We start from the raw sequence: 23,788 nt of genomic DNA on the forward strand, positions 1-23,788 counted from the left end.
GGACACCATGGCGGACCAGCGCGAAGACCAGAGGACAGATTCAGACGAAGTACGTTCATCGGCGTCGGTTTACCGCAGCGGCCAGGAAATCGAGTGCTGGCTGACGGACATGGACGGCGTCCTGGTCCACGAGAACCAGCCCATCCCGGGAGCGTCGGAACTGATCCAGCGCTGGGTGGACACGTCCAAACGGTTCCTGGTCCTGACCAACAATTCCATCTTCACCCCCCGGGACCTCGCTGCCCGGCTCAGCTCCTCCGGCCTGGAAATCCCGGAGGAGAACATCTGGACCTCGGCCCTGGCCACGGCCCAGTTCCTCAAGGACCAGGTCCGCGGCTCGGACTCCGGCAACCGCGCCTACACGATCGGGGAAGCAGGGCTCACGACGGCGCTGCACGAGGCGGGCTTCATCCTGACCGACCAGAACCCCGACTTTGTGGTGCTCGGCGAGACCCGCACGTACTCGTTCGAAGCCATCACCATGGCCATCCGCCTGATCCTCGCTGGCGCCCGTTTCATCGCCACCAACCCGGACGCCACCGGCCCGTCGAAGGACGGCCCCATGCCGGCCACCGGCGCCATCGCGGCGCTCATCACCAAGGCAACCGGCCGCGAGCCGTACATTGTGGGCAAACCGAACCCGATGATGTTCCGCTCGGCGATGAACCAGATCGATGCCCACTCGGAGACCACCGCCATGATCGGCGACCGCATGGACACCGACATCATTGCCGGCATGGAAGCCGGGCTGCACACGGTGCTGGTGCTCAGCGGCATCACGCACCGGGACGACATCGCCGCGTACCCGTTCCGGCCCAACCAGGTCCTGAACTCCGTGGCGGACCTGAAGAACCAGATCTGACAGGTCAGATTTAACGGGGGGAGCCGCCTGCTCAGTATGCGGTCTTCTTGCCGCCGCCGGAGGGTAGCGGCAGGATCTCGTCCTGCAGTTTCTCAATGATCGGACGGTAGACGAACGGGCTCCAGCCGGGGCTGGCATGCTCGGGCCGGGCCCCGTCGGTGCGCAGCTCAGCGGAGGCCATGTTGGCCTTGAAGGTCAAAGTCCAGGCGTCCCGGGCGGTCTCGTAGTCGACGGTCTTGTCCCGGGGATTGCCGATGAAGGCCATCCGTGTTGAGCCGAGCTTGCCCACGAACCGGCTCGCGTCAAAGTGGTAGATGTAGGCGGATTCGGACTGGATCAGCACGCTGGAGGGCGCGATCGGCGACAGCTGTTCGAGGGTCTGGTCCAGGATCTGGCCCCAGCTGCGCTCATCCTTGTGCAGCATCCGCTCGCCGAGCTCGTAGCCGCCACGCAGCACCGTGGGGAAACGGAACCCGCTCTCGTAGAGGAGCACCACGCCCTCGAACCAGCTCTGGTCCAGCACGTCATACCTGCTGGCGGGGCTGGAGTCGAGCAGGATAAACACCACCTCGACGCCGTGCAGCTCACGCAGACGGGCGGCCACCTGGGTTGCCACCATGCCGCCGAAGCTGTGGCCGTAGAAATAGAGCCTGGTCACCTGGTGGGCACGCACATGCTCGATCACGGCGATCACGATCTCGTCGATGTCCAGACCAAGGTTGGAATACCCGACGGCGGCAAGCTGGCCCCGCTTGTTCAGCGACCCGCGCAGGACGTTCAGGATCCATCGCGCTTCTTCCCAGCTCGTCTTGTAGCCGGGAAATAGGATCCAGCTGGAGTTGGGGAAATACCGTTCGGCGACGTCGTCCTGGACCGTGAGGATCTTGTTCACACGGCGCTCGGCCTGCACCCTCCGGGTGAAGAGCATGTCGGCCGACAGCAGCGAGGCGGACCCTGCGCCGATCAGGAAGCTCCGACGGGAAAACCTCTCGAGATCGACGGCGTGCCGAAGCACGCGGGCCTCGGCAGAACCGGGTCCGCGCACATCGTCTGCTTCCGTCTCACTCGGCACAGGTCTACCGTATCCACTGCCGGGCAACGATCAGAAACGCGGTCAGGAATCGGGTCGAAACCCGGCCGACTACAGACATGGGGACAGGTACGGAGAAAGGTACGGGGACTACCCGGGTTCCGGCTCGCGGCCGAGCTCACGGCGTGTGATCTCCAGGCCGATCTCCTCGTAGCTCGCCAGGAGTTCCGAGCGGGCCATGTCCTCGGGGTTGTCGAGCATGCCGAATACGGAGTCGCTCGCGGCCAGCAGTTCGTCGTCGGAGTAGCGGGTCAGCGGCCGCGTACCTGTTGCGTCGACGGACGCCAGGAAGTCACCGAAGAGATCGAGCGTCTGCAGCACGGCGCCGGAATCATCGCCGTACGGGTTCAAGTCCAGGGAGACACCCGCTCCGACCGCCGGGCCGCCGGCGGTATCGGCCTGCGCGGACCCGCCGTCGATCGCGTTGAGGTCATTGCGCAAACCGGCCAGGGCCGATGATTCCACGACCGCGGCACCGCCGAGGTCGACGCGGATGTGGGAGGTGATGCCCATGCGGCGGACGCGCTGGATGACTTGCATCAGGGAGGGTCTGGAGCTCTGCGTGAGGCTCCCCAGGACGTCGATCCGGACAACATCCGAGGCGATGTCGAGTTTTACGTGGGCTTGCAGTGACTGGTCCATAGGTACTCCAAAAGAGGGTGTCTATGGCCGACGGCTCAACCTCGTTCAGCGTAACGTCGGTACAGCATGTTCACAAGTCAGCTGCGCATAAGTCATAGTCCGCTTCCGGTCTAGCCAAGCGGTTCAGACTACCTCTTTCCGGACCGGCTCTTCGAAGTACGTCCGTGTCCCGGCACCGCCAACAGACTGCACAAGCGACGCGGCGATATCCCGCAGCTTCACGTTGCCGTTGCTGGACGCGTCAGTGAGGATCCGGACGGCGGTCTCCTGATTGCAGCGGTTCTGCGCCATGACGATCCCGATCGCCATGTCGATGATGGTGCGGGATTCGAGCGTGGCCCGCAGATTCGTGGCGCTGTCCGTGTGCAGCGAGAACCGGATGGCCAGCCGCAGCGCCTGGGAGATTTCGCGGGTGTAGCCCCGGGCCCGGACGGCGACGTCGCCGTCGAACTTATGCGGCACGTCGGAATAGAGGTTCAGGGCGGCCTGGGCTTCACCTTGGAGGTGGAACGGCACGGACAAGACCGAGCGAAGCCCGTGCGAAGCCACGGCGTTGGCATAGTCGGGGCCCCAGCGGTCTTCATCGAAGAGGTCCGGGACGTGGACTTCGCGTTCCTCCTTGGCGGCAGTCAGGCAGGGGCCCTGCGACAGCGAGTACTGGATCTCGTCGACTTCGCGCGCGGAATCGCTGCTCCAGCCGATCGTGACGGCCTTGCGGTCCCTCAACAGCGTGATCCCGCACAGTGCGTCGTCGCCGGTACCCGCCACCTGGTGCGCGGAGAACTGCGCGAGTTCGTTCAGGAACTCTTCGAAATCCGCGCTGTCCAGGATCAGGTTCTGGATCTGGTCGACAGTGCTCAGTGACGCTTCAGCGCTCAGGATGTCTTCTGCGCTCAGGGGCTGTTCGGACGGGAGCATGGCGCGTGTTCTCCAGGTGCAGGTTTTGATGGGTGTAGGACACAGGATAGGTCACCTGCCTACCCCCGTCCACACGCGGAAGATGCCTAGTTCAGGCCGAGTTCATCCTTGCCGAACGCGAAGAGGTACGGAACACCGGCTTCGGCTTCGATCTTTTCCTTGGCTCCCGTATCGCGGTCCACGATCACGGCGACGGCGACGACGTTGCCGCCGGCCTTGCGGACGCCCTCGACGGCGGTCAGCGCGGAACCTCCCGTGGTGGACGTGTCCTCCAGGACCAGGACGTTGCGGCCCTCGACCGCGGGGCCCTCCACCTGGCGGCCCATGCCGTAGGACTTCTGCGCCTTACGGACCACGAAGGCATCCACGGGGCGGCCGGCGTCCACGGCGGCATGCATGACGGCGGTGCCCACCGGGTCTGCCCCCATGGTGAGCCCGCCGGCGCACTCAAAGCCGATCCCGGCGTCGTCCATCATCGCGAGCATGACCTGGCCCACGAGCTTGGACGCCTCATGGTGCAGGGTGATGCGGCGCAGGTCGATGTAGTAGTCGGCCTCGGCGCCGCTGGAGAGGATGACCTTGCCGCGGACGACGGCCAGTTCCTTGATCAGTTCCAGGAGGCGGGCACGGGCAGGGGCGGTGTCAGAGGCGGAGTCAGAGGCAGAGTCAAGGGGGGCAGTCATGGGTCCCAGTTTAGTGGCTGGTCAGCATCGGATTCCTAGCAGGATCCGCAGATGTCGGCGCCATGAGCCTTTCTGCTCCTGGCGGTCTATGCGTGCGGCTGAGCGCGCGGCTCAGCGCGACGGGCAAACGCGGGGGCATGTTCGGGCCGCGGCCCGAACGCGATGAACCGCGGGACAATGCTGCGGACCGCCGGGACACGCCGCGCAACGTACAGCAGGGCTGCCGGAATTCCGGATCGCTTCCCGGTCATGATCGGCGCGAACAGCACGTGGTGCAGGACTCGCTGGACGGTCTGCACGACGACGGTGGGCATCCGCCGCCGTCGTTCAACTTTCGCCAGGTCCTCAACGCTCACCCGGCCGCGGAGGAGCGCGGGGGCGAGGCACTCCGCCGCGGCAACGGCGTCCTGGATGGCGAGGTTGATCCCGACTCCGCCGGCCGGGGACATGGCGTGGGCGGCGTCGCCGATGCAGAGCAGGCCGTTGATGTGCCAGGAACGCAGCCGGTCCATGCGGACGTCGAGCCAGTGCAGGTCATCGAGGGAGGCGATGGCATCCATGCGGTCGGCGAGGTCCGGACGGAGTGCCGCGATCCGCTGGCGGAACCGCTCGAGGCCCTCGGCCCGGATCCGCGCGTCCGTGCCCTTCGGCGCGAGGTAGCCCATTTGGTAATAGTCATTGCGGAACAGGGCCAGCAGGGCCTCGCCATGGCCGAACACCGGCACGACCCCCGCCACCTGGCCGTGCTCGGAGGGATAGCGAGGCAGCCGGAACCACCAGGCGTCGAACGGCACGGGATACTCCTTCGGAGCCAGCCCGGCCGCGCTGCGAAGCGTCGAGTGGCGCCCGTCCGTGGCGATCACCAGGTCCGCCAGGAGCTCGTCCTCGGTGCCGTCCGGGGTCCGCAAGCGGATTCCCCGGACCCGGCCGCCGTTGCGGACCAGCCCCGTGGCGGCGTGGCGCATCAACAGGGTGAAGGCGGATTCCTGGGCGGCGGCGTCGGCAAGGAAGTTCAGGAAGTCCCATTGCGGCATCATGGCGACGTAGTTGTACGGCGGACGCAGGGCGTCAAAGTCGCCCATGGTCACGGGCGGTCCGCCTGGCACCGGAAAGGCCACGTTGCTCAGGCGACTCTGCGGAAGCCGGCGGAATTCCTCCCCCAGACCGAGTTCGTCGATCAGGCGGATGGTGGAGGGATGGACGGTGTCGCCACGGAAGTCCCGCAGGAAGTCGGCGTGTTTCTCCAGCACTGTCACCTGCACGCCCGCCCGGGCCAGCAGCAGGCCGAGCATCATGCCGGCGGGGCCGCCGCCCACCACCGCGCATCCGGTCTTCTCCATGGGCCCACCGTACGCCTGCACGGGTGAGTGCGGGAGTGCTTTCCGCTGCGGAAAACGCCCGGCGACACGGAAACGGACCGGCGCTACGGGAATCCGCGCAGCGCCGGTCCGAAACAGGAGCGGCCGTTATTGAGCGGCCGGTTCAGAGCCTGGTGTCGAAGGAGTCGCAGAAGACGTTCTCATTGAACGTGCCCTGGGATTCGGACTTGCCCTGGATCTGTTCAATGGTGGCCCGGATGGCCTCCGGGGTCCCGGCGTGGGCGTGGATGGCGGTCTTCACCATCGGCACGTCAATCAAGTGGTTGGGCTGGTTGAGCGAGACGAACACGGTGGGGACCTCGGTGACGTACCAGGGAATCTCGGCCGCCATGGGTGTCGACCACTTGATCCGGATGGCCGCCTCCTGGGCGAAGCCCTTCACGTTGGCGAAGACAAACGCGGCGTCGTACTTGTCCGCGTAGTCCCCCGTCGCCTCCTCGGAGATGACGGACATGAAGTTCACGCCCGTTTCCCCTGCGGCCTCGCGCTGGTCCGCGGTCTTGAAGACGTGGACGTCGAAGCCGACCTTTTCAAGCTCGTCCTTGACGGTGTCCAAATAGGCCAGCGGGTCCGCGCGGGTGAAGTCCGAGCCGCCGGAGATGCCGTACAGCCGGATCCGCGGGTGCGTCGCCGGCGTGATGGGCAGGTTGTTTGCCGTGTCCTTGACCAGGGTGACCGTCTTGTCGGCGATCTCCGCCGCAATGGCCCGGTGCGCCTCGCTGCCGATCAGCGCCAGCGCCTCCACCGGGGCCACCAGGTCTTCGCGGGCCGTTGTGTGCAGCCCGAGGGACGCCTTCAGGGCCAGGATCCGGCGCAGCGCGTCGTGCAGGCGCTGCTCGGTGATGACCCCGGACTTGTAGCCGTCCACCATGTACTGGAAGTCCTCGGCCGGGTTCCGGAAGAAGAGGAACATGTCGCAGCCGGCCGCGATGGTTGCCGGGACGAGGTCCTTGCGCTTCATCGCCTGGTCAGGCCGATCATCTGGGATGCATCGGTGAGGATGAGACCGTTGAAGCCGAGCTCGCCGCGGAGCAGGTCCTGCAGGAGCTCCGGCGCCAGGATGGCGGGCAGGATGTCCTGGTCCGCCATGCCGGGACGGTAATGCCGCGACAGTTCCGGCGCCCCGATGTGGCCGATCATGATGGACTGCACGCCGTGGCCGATTATCTCCCGCTACACGTGGCCGTACGTCCGGTTCCACTCGTCGTAGCCCAGCGTGTTGTAGGAGGTGACCACGTGCTGGTCACGCTCGTCCATGCCGTCGCCCGGGAAGTGCTTCATGGCGCACGCGGTGGGCGACTCGCTGATGCCGTCGAAGTACTCCTTGGCCCGCTCCACCACGATCTCCGGGGTGTTGCCGAAGGCCCGGGTGGAGATGACGGTGTTGCGCCAGTTGTAGTGGATGTCCACGATCGGCGCGAAGGCCCAGTTGCAGCCAAGGGCCGCTGTCTCGACGCCGGCGACCTGCCCCATTTTCCGGGCGATGGACTTGTCCGGATGCGACCCCGCCTGCAGGTGCGTCGAGACGAAAGTCCCGTCGTCACAGCTTCCGGCGCCGCCCATTTCAGGGTTCGAGGCCACCAGCAGTGGCACCCTCGTCTTGGACTGTGCGTAACGGATGTGTTCCTGCACGGCGGCGGACGCTCCGGGCCGGTAGCGCATCCCGCCCACGTGATAGGTGTCCAGGAACTCGTCGAGATACTCCGGGGAGTAGTCGTTGTTGTGGTTTATGAACAGCTGGCCGATTTTCTCCTCGAGCGTCATGGCGTCAACGGTGGAATCCACCCACGCGATGGCGTCGTCGTCGAGGTTGAACGGCGCCGCCCGGAGGTCGACGTCGAACTGGCGCGCTGGCGTGCCCGCGGCACCGGCCAGGGCGGCGGCCACGGCACCGGCCAGGGCGGCAGCCACGACCTGGCCGACCGGGGCGGCGACGTCCACCACGACTCCGGCTTCGTCCGCTGCGAGCGGTTCGAGCGTGGCGAGCTGGGAATCAAGCAGCGTGGCCGGCATGAAGTGGCCCGAGCGGCCTTCCAGGCGGGCGCCCAGGACCTCCTTGCTGCCGTGCAGGTGCAGGAACACGGTGTCCGGCGCCTTGGAGCGGATGGCGTCGCGGTAGCCGCGCTTGAGCGCGGAGCAGGCCAGGACCAGGCCGTCCTGTCCGGCAGCGGCGAGTTCGGCGCCCACGGTGGCGAGCCACGGCCATCGGTCCTCGTCCGTCAGCGGGGTGCCTGACGCCATCTTGGCGACATTCTCCACCGGTGGAGGGAGTCGCCGTCGAGGAAGGGTACGCCTAGTCCGCGGGCCACGAGGTCCCCGATGGTGGTCTTGCCGCAACCGGAAACACCCATCACGATGATGCGCGGCCTGGGCTCCCGGGCAGAAGAGTCGTTGTTGTTCACCAGTCGTGGACCGTTCCGTCGACGAGGCGGTTGTAGGGCAGGTAGGCCTGCTGGTAGGGGAACGCGGCGGCGGCCTCGGCGTTGAATTCGACGCCGAGGCCGGGCGCCCCGCCCGGGTGCAGGTAGCCGTCCGTGAACGTCATGGACTGTGCGAAGACCTCGTTGGTCGCCTCCGAGTGCTGCATGTATTCCTGGACCCCGTAGTTGTGGATGGCCAGGCCCACGTGCAGCTGCGCGGCGAAGCCGACCGGGGAGATGTCGGTGGGCCCGTGGAAACCGGACTTGACCTGGTACTGCGCGGCGAAGTCCATCACCTTCTTCAGCGGCGAGATCCCGCCGAAGTGGGTGGACGCGGCCCGGACGTAGTCGATCAGCTGTTCCCTGATCAGGGTCTGGAAATCGAACAGGCCGGACGCGTGGTCGTGTCCATGCTGCTGGCCCAGCTCAACCCGGGGTGCGACCTGCAGCGGAACAGTGGTTGGCGCTAAGCCTCCGGAGTTGGCTTTAGGTTGGGCGGTGCTCGTCCGTGGCACTCTCGTGCGGGACTACTCAGTGTCGCCGGTGCGGGCGTGCTCCATGCGGGAGCGTTGATGGGTCACAATCCCCGGCAGTTGCTCGTAGATAGCCGCGATGAGGTCGCAGATTCGCTCCGCGATCGGCCGCCCGAGTGCGGTGAGGTCGTAGTCGACCCGCGGGGGAATCGTCGAATGCGGCATTCGTGACACCAGCCCGTCGGCCTCCAGCCGCTGAAGGGTCTGAGCGAGCATCCGGTCGGTCACGCCGCCTACGGCGCGGCGCACCTCGGCAAACCGCAACGGACCATCGACCAGAGCGGCGAGCGTGAGCGAACCCCAGCGGACCTCGGCGCCGAGCAATTCAGCCGCCACACCAACGCGGACACGAGGAAACGCAACCCCGTCCACCAGCTCGAAGCCCTCGGCTACACCGTAACCCTCGCACCCGCAGCCTGACCCCGCCCGTCTACAGCCACCCAGCCCGCCGGACCACCACGGGCACACCAGTGCGCACCGGCCACAGTCACGTCACCTCCATTTTCGGATTAGCTTTTCAGGGCCGCTGCCGCGACCCTCCGTGGAGGGGGAAAATATGCGCGTTCACGCCGATTTCGGGCCGGTACCTGCTTCTTCCCGCCGGTGGCTGCCGGGCCGATACTGGAAACGTGTTCCGGATGCGACCCTGGTTCTCCTATGGTGCCTGTGAGCCTGCGTATTAGCTTGGTGGCGGAGGGCCCTTGTCTGCGGGGACCGTGGACTTTTGCCTCGAGCACGAACGTTAGATTTTCTGGCTTTCTTTGCCCTCTCTTCCGGCACACGTCACATAATCCGATAACGGTTGGAGGATGAGGGCAATGGATGTCCTCTATGAGAGGTGCGCCGGGCTGGACGTGTCCAAACGTGATGCCAAGGCATGCGTGCGGGTGACCGGCCCCGGAGGGAAAGCGACGCAGACGATCACGACGTGGACCTCGATGACGAACCAGGTACACGAACTGGCAGCGTATTTACGCGCGGAACGTGTGGGACTGGTCGTCATCGAGGCCACCAGTGATTACTGGCGCCAGTTCTACTTCCTGCTTCAAGAGGCAGGGCTGAACGTTGAACTGGTCAACGCCAGGGATGCCAGGAACCTGCCCGGACGCAAAACCGACGTGTTAACCGAACTAGTCGGGCCCACCCCGGAGAACCGTAAGCGGCTCCGGCTTGCATCGGCTAGGTTCTGTTCTCATGGTCAACGAAGAGCACATTCCGCGGGTACTGTCCGAGCTGGTGGTGCCGCCATCGGGTGCGCTGAAGACCACCGGCAATCCCTTCGAACCGTATCGGCTGGTTGACGGCGCCGGAGAGACTGTAGGGCCGGCGGCGGCCTTCTTCGCCGAGCTGGTGGCCAGAGGGCGGCCGGCGACGACACTGCGGTCATATGGCATGGACTTGTTGCGCTGGTTTCGATTCCTTTCGGCCCTCGAAATGGTGTGGGATCAGGCAACCCAGGTCGAGGCGCGTGATTTCTGCCGCTGGCTCCAGGTGGCGCTCAAGCCGGTGCGACCACATTGGCGATACCCCGATGGCGGCGGCCCGGATTCCGACGTGACACCCGGAGCGGAAAGGGAGAATCCAGGGCGGGGCAAGGCCCCGGACGGCGACCGGTATGCCGCGGTAACCGTTGCTCATTGTGAGAGCGTGCTGCGTGGCTTCTACGACTTCCACTTGGAAGCAGGCACCGGACCGATGCTCAACCCGTTTCCCCTGGCCCGGGCCCGTGGAGGCACCCAGGCGCGGGCGCATCACAACCCGATGGAACCCTTTGCTGGGCAGCGCCGCGGCCGCTATCGGCCCAAAATTGTGACCCGGGCTCCACGGGCGATCCCCGATGACCAGTTCGATCAGTTGTTCGCCCGGCTGGGGTCGCATCGGGACCGGGCACTGGTCGCGTTCTGGGTCTCGACCGGTGCCCGGGCCTCGGAACTGCTGGGGGCCACGGTGGCCGATGTTGATCCCGGCCAGCAATTGATCACCGTGCTGCGCAAGGGCACCGGTGCGTTACAGCCGTTGCCTGCCGCGCCGGACGCGTTCCTCTGGTTGCGTCTCTATCAGGCACAAGTGTCGGGCTTGGTTCCCCCGGGCAGGGATGAACCGTTGTGGCGGACGTTGCGCCGCCCGTTCCGCGCCTTGAACTATGACGCGGCGCGGGCGATGTTCGATCGGGCGAATGCATCGCTGGGCACGGACTGGTCGCTGCATGACCTTCGCCACACGGCCGCTTACCGGATGGCCCAGGATCCGAAGATGCCGTTGACCGACGTGCAATGGGTCCTGGGTCATGCATTTTTGTCGACCACGCAGCGGTATTTTAAACCCGGTGACCGAGGACGTGATTGCCGGAGTGCTTGCCTTTCATGCCCGGCAGCTCCTGCGTGACCCGGTGCCCACACCTGCACCCGGTTACCGGCCCGAGAGCCTGCAGATCCTCTTCGGAGGGAACCAGCCGTGACGGGCAGCGGACAATTACTCGCCCCGTCGGTGGTCAGTGATGCCGCGGCGGCCCCTGCAGTAGGGCAAACCGGCGCGCAGCTGATGGCCGCGTTCCCCGCCCGCGGGGTTGACCCGTCGTGGCCTTCGACCTGTGATGATCGTTCTGCGGTGCTGGCCCGTGTGCTCGCGGCGCCGTTCAGCTTGGAGAATCCGAACAGCCAGCGGATTCGCCGGACTGGAGTTCTGGCAGTGCTGGGCTGGCTGGCGGACTTCCCCGGCGGGAACTGGCAGCAACGGTGGAACGCCAGTGGCGTGGAGGCTGCCGCCGACTGGCGGGACTTGTTTTTTGGCGAGGCCGCCGGGCGGGGGCGGACCGCTCCTGGTGCGCCGGCACCCCACCTGAGCATCGGCCTGATGGTGCTGATCTGCGCTGATGTGATCCGTCCCGGCCTTGACTGGCTGTTGCGTTTCACCCCGGCGCGTCGGAGTTTGGCCACCGAGATGGCCCGCACCCGGGACAGCAAGGCGTTCGCTGTCCTGAACCAGGCCTGCACCGAAGCGCACGTTGGATTGCAAACCAGCCAACAGGCCCTGACCCGGATCGCAGTCATCATGGCCGCCAAGGGAGGCCTGGTCTCGGCGGTGAGGGTCGGAGACTGCGTTGAGCTGCTCGCGACCGTCACCGGTATCGGCACCGGTACCCGGCTGCAGACAAATGCGCGCAGCCCGCTGTTCTATCAACTGCTGCGTCACCATGTCTGGGGCGAGGATGCGCCCGCCGTCATTGAAATGTTCTCCGGCAGCGGCCAACCGACGTGCGAGCAGCTGATCGACCGCTACAACATCAAGTGCCGGCCGGTCCGGGACGTGCTCGTCGACTATTTACGGGAACGCCAGATGGCGATGGATTTCTCCTCATTGCAACGCACCGCCTACCTGTTGGGCAAATTGTTCTGGGCCGATCTGGAAGCCCACCATCCAGGGATCGAATCACTGAAGCTATCCCGCGAGGTCGCAGCGTCATGGAAAAAGCGTGTCATGACCCGTGCCCGCATCAGCACCTCTGCCAACGGTGAGCAGATCCAAAGGACATCGGCACGGCTGGACGGGCGCAGCGTCTTTTCTGCCGTGCGCGCCTTCTACCTCGACCTGGCCGAATGGGCCGATGACGACCCTGCACGGTGGGGCCCGTGGGCGGTGCGTTGCCCGGTCAGCGCCACGGATGTCTCCCACAAAAAAGACCGGTTGGCCCGTAAATCACGCACGGACCAACGCACCCGCGAACGGCTGCCGGTGCTGCCGGCACTTATCTCGTGGGTGCAGGCCGAACGCGCACGCACGAGTGACCTGCTCGCCGCCGGCGAACGCACCACTGGCGGCGAAGTGTTTACCGCTGCAGGCCAAACGTTGCGCCGAACGGCCATGAAGACCGAAGCCACCGGCCGGGTCTGGGTCGAGGACCCGGAGGGCGGACCACGCCGCGATCTGACGTTCGGAGAGCATCGTGGTTTCTGGACCTGGGCCATGGTCGAGGTGCTGCGCCACACAGGCATCCGCATCGAAGAGCTCAGTGAACTCTCACACCACAGCCTGATCCAATACCGGCTACCCGACACAGGAGCACTGGTACCCCTGCTGCAGATCGCCCCTTCCAAGACCGATGCCGAGCGAATACTGGTCATCTCGCCCGAACTCGCTGACGTGCTCTCCCAGATCGTCTCCCGGATCCGCGCCGGGCAACCCCACGTCCCACCAGTAGTGTCCTACGACAAAAACGAACGCGTCTACAACCCGCCCCTGCCCCTGTTGTTCCAATGGCGTCGGCGTCTGGACAACCGGGCAGTCTCAGAAACCGCGCTACGCAGTTACCTCGACCACGCCCTGCAAGAACTCGGCATCAAGGACGGCGGCGGCAGCCCGATGCGCTACACCTTCCACGACTTCCGCCGGATCTTCATCACCGATGCAATCATGCACGGCATGCCACCCCACATAGCCCAGCTCGTCGCCGGACACCGCGACATCAACACCACCATGGGATACAAAGCCGTCTACCCCGAAGAAGTCATCAACGGCCACCGTGAATTCATCGCCCGCCGCCGCGCGCTACGTCCCAGCCAGGAATACCGCACCCCCACCGACGCGGAATGGGCCGAGTTCATCGGCCACTTCGAACACCGCAAGGTTTCCGTCGGTGACTGCGGCCGCTCCTACGACACGCCCTGCATCCACGAGCACAGCTGTCTGCGCTGCCCGCTGCTGCGGCCCGACCCCACAGCCAGACCCCGCCTGGCACACATCCGCGACAACCTCATCGAGCGCATCGCCGAAGCCGAGTCCCACCGCTGGCTCGGAGAAGCCGAAGGCCTCAAAGTCAGCCTCGCAGGGGCCCGGGCCAAACTTGCCGAAATGGACCAGATCACCGAACGCCGAAACACGACCCAACTCGGCATGCCCACCTTCACCCAAGCCGCCGGCCGCACCAACATCACTCCACCCGACCCCAGAAACGGCCCGTAATATGGGCGATTCCCCCGCAATTTCTTAGTTCGGAGAAGATGTCTCCGACGCGGCGTGGCTGGCCCAGCTTGGTGCGTACGGGCTGGTCCGGGGCTGCTTCGTCCCGCCGGCCGATATCCGCCGGATCCGCGATCTGACCCGGGCCCGGACAGCCATCACCGATGAACGCTCCCGGGAAATCCAGCGGCTGGAGAAGATGCTCGAGGATTCCGGCATCAAACTCTCCTCCGTCGCGACCGACATCACCGGGGTTTCCGGGCGCACCATGCTCGAAGCGCTCATCAGCGGCGAAGGGGACCCGCACGTGCTGGCCGAGCTCGCCAGGGCAAGGATGCGCCCCAAGATCCCCGCCCTGGTCCAGGCACTCACGGGCCGGTTCAACGACCATCACCGTTTCATGGCCCGGCTGTTTCTGGACCGGATCGATGCCCAGACCACCGACCTCGAACGGGTCGATGCGAGGCTGCCGGAGCTGATGGCCCCTTTCGGCCAGGCCCGGCAGCTGCTGGTGAGCATCCCGGGCATCAGTGACCGCATTGCCGACGTGATCATCGCCGAAACCGGGGCGGACATGAGTGTCTTCCCCACAGCCGGCCACCTGGCATCCTTGGCCGGGACCGCTCCCGGGGCCAACGAGTCCGCGGGCCGGGTCAAGTCAACGAAGACCCGGCCCGGGAACCGCTACCTCAAACGCGCCCTCGGCACCGCGGCCCTGTCGATCTCCCGATCCCAGACAACTTACCTGGGTGCAAAATACCGGCGCATCAAATCGCGGCGCGGACCCATGAAAGCACTCGTCGCCCTGGAACATTCGATCCTCACCGCCGTCCGGCACATGCTCACCAACGGTGACATGTATGCAGACCCCGGCCCTGACTACTTCCTACGGCGAAAGCCCACACGAACCCAGTCCCGCGCCATCCGACAGCTCGAAGCACTCGGATTCATCGTCACCCTCGAACCACAGACCCTGGCCGGATAGACCACCGCCACGACACTATATTTTCACGTTAGACGGGCTGGAGCGGACGCCTAGAATCCGCAGGAATCTCAATGATGTTGTCAACGGATGTTGGCGTGCCTTCCGGGTGCCCCCGGCAGGTTCATGGCCGGGGCACCCGTTCGCCATCAACACCTGAGCGCTGGCGAACAACGCCTGGGACCCGTATCCCTAAATTCTTTTGAACCTCTTGCTCTCCATGCTGGCCGGGCTCCAAGGCGCTATCCTGCTTATCGCCGCCAAGCGCAAGGACGCGGTCGCCGCGGCGATAGCGCAGCACGACTACGACACCAACGTGAAGCAAAAGAAGAGATCGAGCTTTTGATGGACCTCAACAACCAGCAACTGGAAATCCTGCACGAGCCAAGAAGGCTGGCGACCGCGGAAGGCCTTGACCTGGACCGCGGGCCGGGCGCCTGACACGCCTTAGCCTCCCAGTATCCGCGCACTTCACCGGGGACGGGGCACAACGCAGAGGTCGGTGGATCTCACCGCCGGTGTCTGGCACTGGATCAGCATCGGGGCCGACTGGCTATCACAGCCTCGCCATAGGGAATCGGTGCCCTGTTCCCATGTGGGGAGCCCATGATCAGGGTATGAGCGCATGGAGAAGAAAAATAGTTCCCGGGCTGGCAGCCGTCGCGGCGTTTCTCCTGGTCGCAGCCGGCGTGGCCGGAATCGATGAAATGGCCAACGCCAAAATACCGGGTCTGGCCACCGGAACCGCCCAGACAACGACCATGAACACCGAGCCGGGGTTGAGCATGTCCTTCTGGCTGGCCTGAACCAGGGCACACTTCCCGGTGGTTTCCCGAATGATGAACCCCGGGAAGAGAAGTACGACGAAAACTATCTTGAAACACTCCACTTCCAGCCACGTCCCCCGGCCTGAGAACACCGGACCACCAGGAGGCCATCGATACCGGAACGAAGAACGTCATGAGCCACTTCAAGAGCTACTGGTACTACAGCACCGCGCTGGCCATCACTTGGGCTATGGTCCTGACGCTGGTTCTCAGCCTCGGATGGGTTTCAACCACGATCGCGAGCTAAATCTATCCCCCTCCTGCGCGCTGGGCCCCTCCTAGGAATCCTGGCCAGGAATCCTCAGCTGCAGCGCTCCCGGAACGCTCCGTCACTGCTCGAATTCGCGGTCGCTTATCGGGCTGCTGAAGCCTGGCCAGTTGTGGCCAGGGCCGTTTGACGTTCCTGACCCACGCGGGAATGAGGCCCACTGCTGGTCCCCGATCAGACTGCGATACCAGGGCAAAGTGGGCTCGTGTCTGATTGACATTCTCAGAAGTCCCCGCTTCGCCCCCGCCGAGACGATTTGTAGACCGGTTCCGGGTGGTCCAGCACGTTGTGGACACTGAGTCCGTCGATGCCGATCGCGCGCGCTGATGGAGTTAGGGAGGGCCCGCCCGGATACCTGCGTAAACGCCGGAACAGTGATCAGTTTCCAGCTGGAGGAGCAGCAGTGGAGCCTCGCACTTGCAGTGTTGCGGGGACGAGGTGGATCCTCTGGAGCTGCACAGGGGCTTCCATCCGCTCAATGAGGTATTTCGCGGATTGCACGCCAATGGCGAAGTTTCCGTTGTCGACGGATGTCAAAGACAGGTGCCGGATGCGGGAGAGGTACGTGTTGTCGTAGCCGACGACGGAAAGATCGGCCGGAACACTCAGCCCCTGATCCGCGGCTGCCGAAAGAGTGCCGATCGCAGCAATGTCGTTGAAGGCGAAGACCGCTGTAGGCCTGCGTTCCTGTGTCAGGAGTCGGCGGGTGGCCGCGTACCCGCTCTCCTCGCTCATCCCGCCTGTCTCTGCGAATTCGTCCGGATCAAGCCCGGCATCCTGCATCGCCTCGCGGAATCCGGCGAGGCGAAGCTCGCCGATCCGGCCTGGCCCGCTCAGATGCGCGATGTGCCGGTGGCCCAGGTCGATGAGGTGCTGTGTTGCCGCGCGGGCACCGGCTTCATCGTCGTTGACTACGACGTCGACGCCGGGAAGGTTCGGGTCGCGGGTTCCGGCGAGAATTACCGGGATGGTTTCGGCAGCGGTCTGGATGGCATCGGATTCGGTTGTCGTACCGACCACCACGAGCCCGTCGATGCCCTGCCGGAGCATCGCGTCCACCGAGTCCCTGCCGATGCGCCGGTCCGTGTAGCTGTCAACCAGGACCGGCGACAGTCCCGCAGCATGCAGGGTGGCGGCCAGGCCCTCGAGCAGGTCCACGAACCAGGGATTGCGCAAATCGTTCAGGAGAACGCCGACGGTGTCGCTCTTAGTGCGCGAGAGTCCCCGGGCGTGGGCATTGGGCCGGTACCCGAGATCGGCGATTGCCTCGAGGACCACCCGCCGGCGTGTGTCGCTGACGTGCGGCGCGTCCCGAAGGACGAGCGAAACCAAGGATTTGGACACCTGCGCGCGTTCGGCGACGTCGCGGATCGTCGGCTGCCGCAGTGACCGTGCGTCATTGTCCGTTTCAGGCATTCGTTCTCCTCATGTCGAATCCAGTCTAGGGGTTGCGCCCGGGTTCCCCATGACTCAATATGGAACGGTCTACATTTGTCCAAACTGCGGTAAGGGAAGTAAGTAATGGTTGAACCAGGCAGGCTCCGCCTCAGGGCAGGAATGGTCGGTGGCGGCGTCGGTGCCGACATCGGCAAGACACACCGCTTCGGGATGAGGCTCGATGACCGTTACTCGCTGGACGCCGGCGTCTTCGGGCGCGATGCCGGGCAGGCGGCACGCGTCGCGAGCAACCTGGGTGTTTCACCGGAGCGCACGTACGCGGACTACGAGCAGATGGCTGAGGCGGAGTCAGCGCACCCGGAGGGAATCGACCTCGCCGTCGTCGCCACCCCGAATGACAGCCACTTCCCAATCGCGAAGGCGTTCCTGGAACAGGGAATCTCCGTCGTGTGTGAGAAGCCGCTCACCAGCGATTCGGCTACGGCCGCTGAGCTCGTGCGCATCGCGGCCGAGAACGACGTGATCCTCGCCGTGCCGCACTGCTACTCCGCCTACGCTATGGTCCGCCAGGCCGGCAGGATGGTCCGCGACGGTGCGCTCGGCCGCATCACCTTCGTCGACGTCGAGCACGCCTCCGGGTGGGCGGCGACACCGCTGGAACTCTCCGGGCACAAGCAGGCTTCCTGGCGCACCGACCCGGACGTTGCCGGATTCCCCAGCGTCGTGGCCGACCTCGGCACCCACGCCTATCACCTGGCCCGCTACATCACCGGCCTTGAAGCGGAAGAAATCTCCGGGCAGCTGCACACTCTCGTCCCCGGGCGCACGGTCTTCGACAACGCCACGGTGTCGCTCCGACTCAACAGCGGAGTTCCGGGGCGCGTCTGGGCCAGCATGGCCGCGACGGGACACAACCACGGCCTGCGCATCCGCATCTTCGGTGACGCCGGGAGCCTGGAATGGCAGCACGAGGATCCCCACCACCTGTCGGTGCAGGACCTCGACGGCACCACGACCATCCTGACCCATGGACTCAGCACTCTGTCCGATGATGCTGCCCGGCTCACCCGCGTCGGCCTCGGTCACCCCGAGGGCTTCCTCGAGGCATTCGCGAACTTCTACCGTGACCTCGCCGATGAACTCACGGCACGACGTGACCGCACGGCAAGCACAATCCGCGAGTTGTCCTTTCCGACCGGCATCGACGGGCTCATCGGCGTGCAGTTCGTCGAAGCTGTCGCCGCATCCCACGCGAACAACGGCGCCTGGACCGTCCCGGCCAGCGCAACCAGCCAGGAGGCCTGACCATGCAACGCTTCGCCCTCATCGGCGCCGGATTCATCGGCACCGTCCATGCAGCCAACCTCGCAACCAACCCGGACGTCGACTTCTGTTTTGTGTACGACCTCGACACCAACCGCGCGGATGCCCTCGCGCGCACATACGGGGCCGCCGTGGCCGGCAGCCTCGACGAGATCTTCGACGCCGGCGCGATTGATGCCGTATTCATAGCGTCTTCGACGGACACCCACGCCGGTCATCTTCGGCGCGCCGCGGATGCCGGGGTCGCCGTGCTGTGCGAAAAGCCGATCCATCTCGACCTCGCGGAGGCAACCGAGACTGTCGCCTACGCCAGGGAACGCAACACCCTCGCCATGGTCGACTTCAACCGCCGCTTCGACCGCGACTACGCCGAGCTGAAGCGCATCGTCGATTCCGGAGAGATGGGCGACGTTGAACTCATCCAGCTCTCCAGCAGAGGTCCCGCCATGCCTCCCCTCGAGTACATCGCCGTCTCCGGCGGGCAGATGCGCGACCAGGCAGTCCACTTCTTCGATCTCGCACGATGGATCTCCGGATTCGATCCCGTTGAAGTCTTTGCTACCGGGTCCACCCTGGCCGAACCTCGCCTGGCCGCCTACGGTGACGTCGATACCTCGGCCGTCACCCTCCGGCTGGCCTCCGGGGCACTCGTCCAGATCGACTGCACGCGTCGCATCGGATACGGCTACGACGAACGCATCGAGGTCCTCGGATCCACCGGCATGGCCGAGGCGCGCCGCCACCGCAACGGCAACGTATCGCGCTATACCGCCGGCAAGGTCACGGACGACGGGCTCCACCCCGGCTGGTTCGAGAGAGTCAAACCGACGTATGCCGCAGCCCTCGCCGCCTTCGTCAATGCTCTCGAGGACGGCACCCCCATCAGTCCCTCCCTTGAGGACGGGCTGAAAGCCCAAGCGATCGCCGAAGCAGCCACCCGGTCCCTGACGAGCGGCCGGGCCGAACCGATCTCATACTGATCCCCAAGTCGGCCGCGCCGGCCCGGCCCGCGACTCGGACCTGGCTTCCCAAATTCGTCGGTGCCGTCTTCCCGCACACTCAACAACATAGGCGTCCCAGCCCCGCGGACCGCAGGTTCAGCGAAGGCTCGATGCAAGCCATCGACGAATCGTCCCCCGCGAAGGTGTCCCTCACCTGTCAGGCAGCAAACCGAGCTGCCGGGACCGGCACCGGGGTATAAGTAGTGCCGTCGCGGAGCATGGCCCAAAGGACGTTGAGGCGGCGGCGGGCCAGGGAGAGCATGGCCTGGATGTGGGTTTTCCCCTCGCCGCGTTTTCGGTCGTAGTAGGTCCGGGAAGCGGGGCAGCTTTTCAGCGCCGAAAGCCCGGAGAGGTAGAAGACGCGCAGGAGCCTGCGGTCGTAACGCCGGGGCCGGTGGTGGTTGCCGGTGATCCGCCCGGAATCACGGGGTACGGGTGCGAGCCCAGCGACGCCGGCGAACCGGTCTGCGGTTTCAAAGACCGTGAGGTCGCCGCCGGTGGCTCCGAGGAACTCCGCGGCGAGGACGGGTCCGAAGCCTGGCATGCTGAGCAGGGTTTGCGTGTGCCGGTGTTCGGTGACCTTCTCGCTGATCAGCGCGTCCAGGTCGGCCAGTTCCTTGTTCAGGGTGATGATTTCCTGTGCGAGGGCTGTGACGATCAGTTCCCCGAGGTGCTGGGCCGGTACGGTGGTGTGCTGGGATTTCGCCGCGTCGGCGGCGGCCTGGGCGACCGCGGCGGACGAGCGGGTGCCGTGTTTCTTCAGCCAGGCATGGAGTCTGGCCTGCCCGGTGCGGCGGATCCCGTCCGGGGTGCGGTGTTTGGTCAGCAGCAGCAGCGCTCCTTTGGAGCGGCTGTAGTCGAAGGCCCGCTCCAGGGCGGGGAAGTATTCGAGCAGCTGGGCCTGCAGGCGGTTGATCGCCCGGACCCGGTCCGCGGATTTGTCCGCCCGGCGGGCGGTGAGGATCCGCAGCCCGGTGCTGATCTCATCCCCGGCCCGCAGCGGCTGCAGGTCCCGGCGCATCCTGGCCTGGTCGGCTATTACGGCGGCGTCTTTCGCGTCCGTTTTGCCCTCGCCGCGGTAGAGCTTGGAGGCGTGGTGGACGATCCGGCCCGGGATGTAGAGGATGTTCTGGCCATGGGCGACGAGGATGGCGATCAGCAGCGCCGGCCCGCCGTGGTTCAGGTCGGTTGCCCAGATGACTTCGTCGCCGTCTCCGAGTTTGAGGACGTTGGCGATGAGTTCGAGCAGGGCCGGTTCATCGTTGGGGATTTTCTGCGAGAGCAGCCGGTTTCCGTCGGCGTCGACCACGACGCAGTGATGATGGGCTTTGCCGGCGTCGATACCGGCCCATAGGTGCACCAAAACAGCCTCCAGTCTGTCGTACGGGTGGAACCCGGCAGATAACCGCGCCGTCGTGTCCTTATCCGGCGATCATGTCGCGTCTCTCAATCAGCGGTCGGGTCATCGCGGGGTGGCGGGCGGCCAATCCTTCGAAGCCGTCACGCACGAGTCGTCCGGCCACAGCAACCAAAGCCATACCCGCCTCCCCTGGGTAGCCACGACCCTACAACGGCCGCGAAACTTCACCCGGTAACAACATAAGGAACAGGCTCATACGGGGCCGAACTCGCCAGGACCCTGCGCGGGGAAGGGCTGTGTGTGCTGGAGGTGAACCGCCCGAACCGGGCCGCGCGCCCGCTAAAGGGCAAATCCGATCCATTGGACGCCTACCAGGCCGCTCAATCGGTACTCGCCGGCCGGAGCGGATAGACTCCGGGCGAAATACCGGGGGCTGGGAACCCCGGCGTTGATCACGGCCCTGCAGCGCACAAGGCCTTCGGGCCATATGGCTGACCCCGAGTACGTGTGCATGCTGACGTTGAAAGCCCTGGCCACCCGTTGCCAGTCCCTCGCAGCAGAAATCGCCGCCGCGGACGCCGCGCTGCAGGAAATCCTTGACACGTACGCGCCGATGCTCTGCGACCTGCCCGGGGTCGGGACCGAAGTGGCCAGCCAGATATTGGTCACCGTCGGGGACAACCCGGACCGTCTGGCGAACGAGGCCAAGTTCGCTTCCCTCGTCGGGGTCGCCCCCATACCGGCATCATCAGGCAAAACGACCCGACACCGGCTCAGTAGAGGCGGTGACCGTAACGCCAACCATGCCCTGCATCAGGTCGTCCTGGTCCGTATGGCATCGTGCCGGCGAACCAAGGAATACGTGCACAAACGCACCGCCGAGGGCAAAAGCAAACGGGAGATCATCCGGTGCCTCAAACGCTACGCAGCCCGGGAAATCTACCGCCAGATCACCAACCCCCACGCAGCGCCAAACAACGCCGACCTGCGTCAGAAGCGCAACGACCTCGGTCTCACCCTAGCCAGTGTCGCCGGCCATCTGGGCCAATGGCCCTCCGTCATCTCCCGCCTGCAACGAGGCGTTATCCGCAATGACGACCTCGCGACGTCCTACCGCCAATGGCTGACGGAGCGAACAGCCAAAATCCCGATCTGAGTATGCCAACTAGACCGCTGAGACGGCCTGATCTGTGAATGTTAGCTAGGAATGGCAGCTAGATCGCAGCGCTAGTGGTGTGTCTCAGTTTTGTTTGACGGCTTCGAGTGCGACGCGGCCGCGGGCGACCTTTGCAAGGATGCTGTCGGCGGTCGCGGTCCAGACCAGGGGCTTGGGCTCGTTGTTGTGGGAGGCGAGGTAGTCCTCGATCGCTGCGATCAGATCCGGTACGGAGTGGAAGGCGCCGCGCCGCAGGGCCTTGTCGGTCAGCTCGCGGAACCACCGCTCGACCAGGTTCAACCAGGACGAGGAGGTCGGGGTGAAATGCAGGTGAAACCGGGGATGTTTGTCCAGCCAGGCTCTGACGTTGGCGTGTTTGTGGGTGGCGTAGTTGTCCAGGATCAGGTGCACGTCCAGTTCTGCCGGCACGTTCTTCTCAACCGTTTTGAGGAACGCCAGGAACTCGCCGTGCCGGTGTTTGGGCAGGCAGGATCCGATCACCTTGCCGGTGGCAACGTCCAGGGCGGCGAACAGGGTCGTGGTGCCGTTGCGCTTGTAGTCGTGGGTCATCGTTTCCCCGCGGCCCTTCTTCATCGGCAGCGAGGGCTGGGTCCGGTCCAGCGCCTGGATGGAGGACTTCTCGTCCATGCACAACACGATCGCCTGCTCGGGCGGATTCAGATACAGGCCCACCACATCGATGAGTTTCTCCTCAAACCTCGGGTCCGTGGAGAGCTTGAACGCCTCAACCCGGTGCGGCTTCAGCCCCCGGGCCGCCCAGATCCGCTGCACCTGCGCCGGGGAAACCCCGGACCTGGGCCATGGTCCGCACCGACCAGTGCGTCTGCCCGTCCGGCTTCGAGTTCCGCGTCAGCTCGACGATCTCGTCGATCTTGGACTGCGGGATCACCGGCTTCCGGCCCCGTCCGGCACGGACCCTGCCCAGCTTCGCCAGCCCCTCCTCCTCGAACCGGGCCCGCCACGCGCGCACCGTCCCCGGGGTCACACCGGCAACCTTCGCGATCCACTCGTTCGCCAGCCCGTCCGCGGACATCAGCAGCACCTGGGCCCGCTGCACCTCGCGATGGGAGGCCGTCTGCGACTTCGACAACACCTCCAACGCGGCACGCTGACCATCTGAGACCGAAAGGGCGGGAGCAGGATTCGTCACGCCATCAGATTAACAGACCACCCATTATCTATTTTGGAGACACACCACTAGATGGCGGTTGAGTCGTTCCGTCGAGCAACTGATCGTGTCAAGTATTTCTGGCCCCGGAAGGACGGCGATTCCGGGTTCAGGTGGGCTCAAATCAGATTGACATTCTCAACCGCCGTTGCCCTGTCCCCTATCCACCAGGCCCGGACCATCAACCTCAAAAGCCGCCACCAAAAAACCCGCCTTAGGTGCCGATGACGGTACGGCGCGCCGGGGCTACAGCTTCGGCGGTGGCGGTGTCGGGCGGAAGTACGATCAGGAAATGATGATCGACGAGTGGGAACACCGAATAGCGGCTTTCTGGACTGCCTTCGAGTCATCACCTACCGGCGGAGACCCAATCATTGACGTGCTGGACGAGCTCGCTCTCGCCTCGCCCGCGACCGATGGCCGCGCGCACTTTGAACGCGCCTGTATCCGTGATTCCACCGGACGAACTGCCGAGGCCGTCTCCTTCTACGAGGCCGGGCTCGCCGCCGGACTCGACCCCGCCAGGCAGACACGCACCTATGTACAGATGGCCAGCTCCCTGCGAGCACTTGGACACAACGACGAAGCCTTGAAGGTCCTCTCCCACGCCGATCCGTATGCCTTGGGCGGCGCAGCCAGCGCCGTACGTGCGCTGGCCCTCCGGGACGCAGGGCGGCACGATGAAGCCCTCCGCGTCGCACTCGAAGCCCTTATCCCGCATCTACCCCGGTATCAGCGCTCGATAGCGAACTACGCAAGACTCTTGACAGAGAGCTAACACCGAAACGGACCCCAAGTGAA

Annotated in this window: 19 protein-coding genes and 5 pseudogenes; 11 read left to right on the forward strand and 13 right to left on the reverse strand. The window is 65.3% G+C overall.

The genetic code is table 11. From position 1 onward, the window contains the following. The first annotated feature begins 7 nt into the window (after positions 1–7). The gene (locus ACQCSY_RS06910) at positions 8–862 is read left to right on the forward strand and encodes an HAD-IIA family hydrolase (RefSeq protein WP_427134316.1); all 855 of its coding nucleotides are present in this window, start codon (positions 8–10) and stop codon (positions 860–862) included. 31 nt (positions 863–893) lie between these two features. Here ACQCSY_RS06910 and ACQCSY_RS06915 read toward each other — a convergent pair whose 3' ends face one another. The 10 genes and pseudogenes from ACQCSY_RS06915 to ACQCSY_RS06960 all read right to left on the reverse strand — a co-directional run bounded on the left by ACQCSY_RS06915 (position 894) and on the right by ACQCSY_RS06960 (position 8,863). Beyond that, positions 894–1,934: an alpha/beta fold hydrolase gene (locus ACQCSY_RS06915; RefSeq protein WP_427134318.1), complete on the reverse strand. Its 1,041-nt coding sequence runs from the start codon at positions 1,932–1,934 to the stop codon at positions 894–896. Positions 1,935–2,042: 108 nt separating this feature from the next. Further along, the gene (locus tag ACQCSY_RS06920; RefSeq protein WP_427134319.1) at positions 2,043–2,594 is read right to left on the reverse strand and encodes a hypothetical protein; all 552 of its coding nucleotides are present in this window, start codon (positions 2,592–2,594) and stop codon (positions 2,043–2,045) included. Between the two features lie 123 nt (positions 2,595–2,717). Then, positions 2,718–3,512, reverse strand: a complete 795-nt coding sequence (locus ACQCSY_RS06925) for a GAF and ANTAR domain-containing protein (protein WP_427134321.1) — start codon at positions 3,510–3,512, stop codon at positions 2,718–2,720. Positions 3,513–3,598: 86 nt separating this feature from the next. Continuing rightward, positions 3,599–4,195, reverse strand: coding sequence for an orotate phosphoribosyltransferase (gene pyrE, locus ACQCSY_RS06930; protein WP_427134323.1), 597 nt, complete (start codon positions 4,193–4,195; stop codon positions 3,599–3,601). Positions 4,196–4,281: 86 nt separating this feature from the next. Further along, the gene (locus ACQCSY_RS06935) at positions 4,282–5,535 is read right to left on the reverse strand and encodes an FAD-dependent oxidoreductase (RefSeq protein ID WP_427134325.1); all 1,254 of its coding nucleotides are present in this window, start codon (positions 5,533–5,535) and stop codon (positions 4,282–4,284) included. Positions 5,536–5,677: 142 nt separating this feature from the next. Further along, complete coding sequence (locus ACQCSY_RS06940) at positions 5,678–6,535, reverse strand: hypothetical protein (protein WP_427134327.1); 858 nt, start codon at positions 6,533–6,535, stop codon at positions 5,678–5,680. After that, positions 6,532–7,815: pseudogene (locus tag ACQCSY_RS06945) on the reverse strand (gluconokinase, GntK/IdnK-type). The gene ACQCSY_RS06940 and the pseudogene ACQCSY_RS06945 overlap by 4 nt, the downstream one beginning before the upstream one ends. Continuing rightward, positions 7,794–7,925 carry a shikimate kinase gene (locus ACQCSY_RS06950; RefSeq protein WP_427135719.1) on the reverse strand — a complete coding sequence of 44 codons (132 nt, stop codon included), beginning with the start codon at positions 7,923–7,925 and terminating at the stop codon, positions 7,794–7,796. Before ACQCSY_RS06950 ends, ACQCSY_RS06945 begins: the two are co-directional and overlap by 22 nt. 47 nt (positions 7,926–7,972) lie before the next feature. Next, positions 7,973–8,383: pseudogene (locus ACQCSY_RS06955) on the reverse strand (enolase C-terminal domain-like protein); the annotation flags it as partial. Positions 8,384–8,521: 138 nt separating this feature from the next. Further along, positions 8,522–8,863, reverse strand: a complete 342-nt coding sequence (locus ACQCSY_RS06960; protein WP_427134329.1) for a winged helix-turn-helix transcriptional regulator — start codon at positions 8,861–8,863, stop codon at positions 8,522–8,524. Positions 8,864–9,345: 482 nt separating this feature from the next. Between ACQCSY_RS06960 and ACQCSY_RS06965 the strand changes: the two are divergent. The 6 genes and pseudogenes from ACQCSY_RS06965 to ACQCSY_RS06990 all read left to right on the forward strand — a co-directional run. Beyond that, positions 9,346–9,648: pseudogene (locus ACQCSY_RS06965) on the forward strand (IS110 family transposase); the annotation flags it as partial. Between the two features lie 73 nt (positions 9,649–9,721). Then, entirely contained in the window at positions 9,722–10,912 is a 1,191-nt protein-coding gene (locus tag ACQCSY_RS06970) for a tyrosine-type recombinase/integrase (RefSeq protein ID WP_427134331.1), read from the forward strand. A gap of 69 nt (positions 10,913–10,981) precedes the next feature. Beyond that, positions 10,982–13,486, forward strand: a complete 2,505-nt coding sequence (locus ACQCSY_RS06975) for a tyrosine-type recombinase/integrase (RefSeq protein ID WP_427132167.1) — start codon at positions 10,982–10,984, stop codon at positions 13,484–13,486. Between the two features lie 37 nt (positions 13,487–13,523). Beyond that, positions 13,524–14,468, forward strand: a pseudogene (locus ACQCSY_RS06980) (IS110 family transposase); the annotation flags it as partial. Between the two features lie 217 nt (positions 14,469–14,685). Next, on the forward strand, positions 14,686–14,811 hold the full coding sequence (locus tag ACQCSY_RS06985; protein ID WP_427135721.1) for a hypothetical protein: 126 nt from the start codon (positions 14,686–14,688) through the stop codon (positions 14,809–14,811). 271 nt (positions 14,812–15,082) lie between these two features. Further along, positions 15,083–15,271, forward strand: coding sequence for a hypothetical protein (locus tag ACQCSY_RS06990; RefSeq protein WP_427134333.1), 189 nt, complete (start codon positions 15,083–15,085; stop codon positions 15,269–15,271). Between the two features lie 667 nt (positions 15,272–15,938). Here the strand turns inward: ACQCSY_RS06990 and ACQCSY_RS06995 are convergent. Beyond that, positions 15,939–16,976 (reverse strand): LacI family DNA-binding transcriptional regulator, encoded by a 1,038-nt coding sequence (locus ACQCSY_RS06995; protein ID WP_426976395.1) that lies wholly within the window; start codon positions 16,974–16,976, stop codon positions 15,939–15,941. 105 nt (positions 16,977–17,081) lie between these two features. Here ACQCSY_RS06995 and ACQCSY_RS07000 point away from each other — a divergent pair, with 105 nt between their 5' ends. Together ACQCSY_RS07000 and ACQCSY_RS07005 are read left to right on the forward strand one after the other, a co-directional pair. Further along, positions 17,082–18,263: a Gfo/Idh/MocA family protein gene (locus ACQCSY_RS07000; protein WP_427134335.1), complete on the forward strand. Its 1,182-nt coding sequence runs from the start codon at positions 17,082–17,084 to the stop codon at positions 18,261–18,263. Between the two features lie 2 nt (positions 18,264–18,265). Continuing rightward, positions 18,266–19,261, forward strand: coding sequence for a Gfo/Idh/MocA family oxidoreductase (locus ACQCSY_RS07005; RefSeq protein WP_427134337.1), 996 nt, complete (start codon positions 18,266–18,268; stop codon positions 19,259–19,261). A 178-nt stretch (positions 19,262–19,439) separates the two neighbouring features. Here the strand turns inward: ACQCSY_RS07005 and ACQCSY_RS07010 are convergent, their stop codons facing one another. Then, on the reverse strand, positions 19,440–20,645 hold the full coding sequence (locus ACQCSY_RS07010; protein WP_427134339.1) for an IS110 family transposase: 1,206 nt from the start codon (positions 20,643–20,645) through the stop codon (positions 19,440–19,442). A 484-nt stretch (positions 20,646–21,129) separates the two neighbouring features. Here ACQCSY_RS07010 and ACQCSY_RS07015 point away from each other — a divergent pair, with 484 nt between their 5' ends. Next, positions 21,130–21,798 carry a transposase gene (locus tag ACQCSY_RS07015; protein ID WP_427134341.1) on the forward strand — a complete coding sequence of 223 codons (669 nt, stop codon included), beginning with the start codon at positions 21,130–21,132 and terminating at the stop codon, positions 21,796–21,798. A gap of 84 nt (positions 21,799–21,882) precedes the next feature. On the opposite strand, the pseudogene ACQCSY_RS07020 reads toward ACQCSY_RS07015, so the two are convergent. Then, positions 21,883–22,969 (reverse strand): annotated as a pseudogene (locus ACQCSY_RS07020) (IS630 family transposase). Positions 22,970–23,279: 310 nt separating this feature from the next. Between ACQCSY_RS07020 and ACQCSY_RS07025 the strand changes: the two are divergent. Further along, positions 23,280–23,765: a tetratricopeptide repeat protein gene (locus ACQCSY_RS07025; protein ID WP_427134343.1), complete on the forward strand. Its 486-nt coding sequence runs from the start codon at positions 23,280–23,282 to the stop codon at positions 23,763–23,765. The last annotated feature ends 23 nt before the right edge of the window (positions 23,766–23,788 follow it).

This window comes from Pseudarthrobacter sp. S9 (genome assembly GCF_050156545.1).
Taxonomy (GTDB): domain Bacteria; phylum Actinomycetota; class Actinomycetes; order Actinomycetales; family Micrococcaceae; genus Arthrobacter.

Bases quoted from the DNA above. Each gene is read 5' to 3' on its own strand.
- ACQCSY_RS06910 (WP_427134316.1), top strand. From the start codon at position 8: ATGGCGGACCAGCGCGAAGACCAGAGGACAGATTCAGACGAAGTACGT.
- ACQCSY_RS06920 (WP_427134319.1), bottom strand. From the start codon at position 2,594: ATGGACCAGTCACTGCAAGCCCACGTAAAACTCGACATCGCCTCGGAT.
- ACQCSY_RS06925 (WP_427134321.1), bottom strand. From the start codon at position 3,512: ATGCTCCCGTCCGAACAGCCCCTGAGCGCAGAAGACATCCTGAGCGCT.
- pyrE (WP_427134323.1), bottom strand. From the start codon at position 4,195: ATGACTGCCCCCCTTGACTCTGCCTCTGACTCCGCCTCTGACACCGCC.
- ACQCSY_RS06935 (WP_427134325.1), bottom strand. From the start codon at position 5,535: ATGGAGAAGACCGGATGCGCGGTGGTGGGCGGCGGCCCCGCCGGCATG.
- ACQCSY_RS06940 (WP_427134327.1), bottom strand. From the start codon at position 6,535: ATGAAGCGCAAGGACCTCGTCCCGGCAACCATCGCGGCCGGCTGCGAC.
- ACQCSY_RS06950 (WP_427135719.1), bottom strand. From the start codon at position 7,925: ATGGGTGTTTCCGGTTGCGGCAAGACCACCATCGGGGACCTCGTGGCC.
- ACQCSY_RS06970 (WP_427134331.1), top strand. From the start codon at position 9,722: ATGGTCAACGAAGAGCACATTCCGCGGGTACTGTCCGAGCTGGTGGTG.
- ACQCSY_RS06985 (WP_427135721.1), top strand. From the start codon at position 14,686: ATGCTGGCCGGGCTCCAAGGCGCTATCCTGCTTATCGCCGCCAAGCGC.
- ACQCSY_RS06990 (WP_427134333.1), top strand. From the start codon at position 15,083: ATGAGCGCATGGAGAAGAAAAATAGTTCCCGGGCTGGCAGCCGTCGCG.
- ACQCSY_RS06995 (WP_426976395.1), bottom strand. From the start codon at position 16,976: ATGCCTGAAACGGACAATGACGCACGGTCACTGCGGCAGCCGACGATC.
- ACQCSY_RS07000 (WP_427134335.1), top strand. From the start codon at position 17,082: ATGGTTGAACCAGGCAGGCTCCGCCTCAGGGCAGGAATGGTCGGTGGC.
- ACQCSY_RS07005 (WP_427134337.1), top strand. From the start codon at position 18,266: ATGCAACGCTTCGCCCTCATCGGCGCCGGATTCATCGGCACCGTCCAT.
- ACQCSY_RS07015 (WP_427134341.1), top strand. From the start codon at position 21,130: ATGGCTGACCCCGAGTACGTGTGCATGCTGACGTTGAAAGCCCTGGCC.
- ACQCSY_RS07025 (WP_427134343.1), top strand. From the start codon at position 23,280: ATGATGATCGACGAGTGGGAACACCGAATAGCGGCTTTCTGGACTGCC.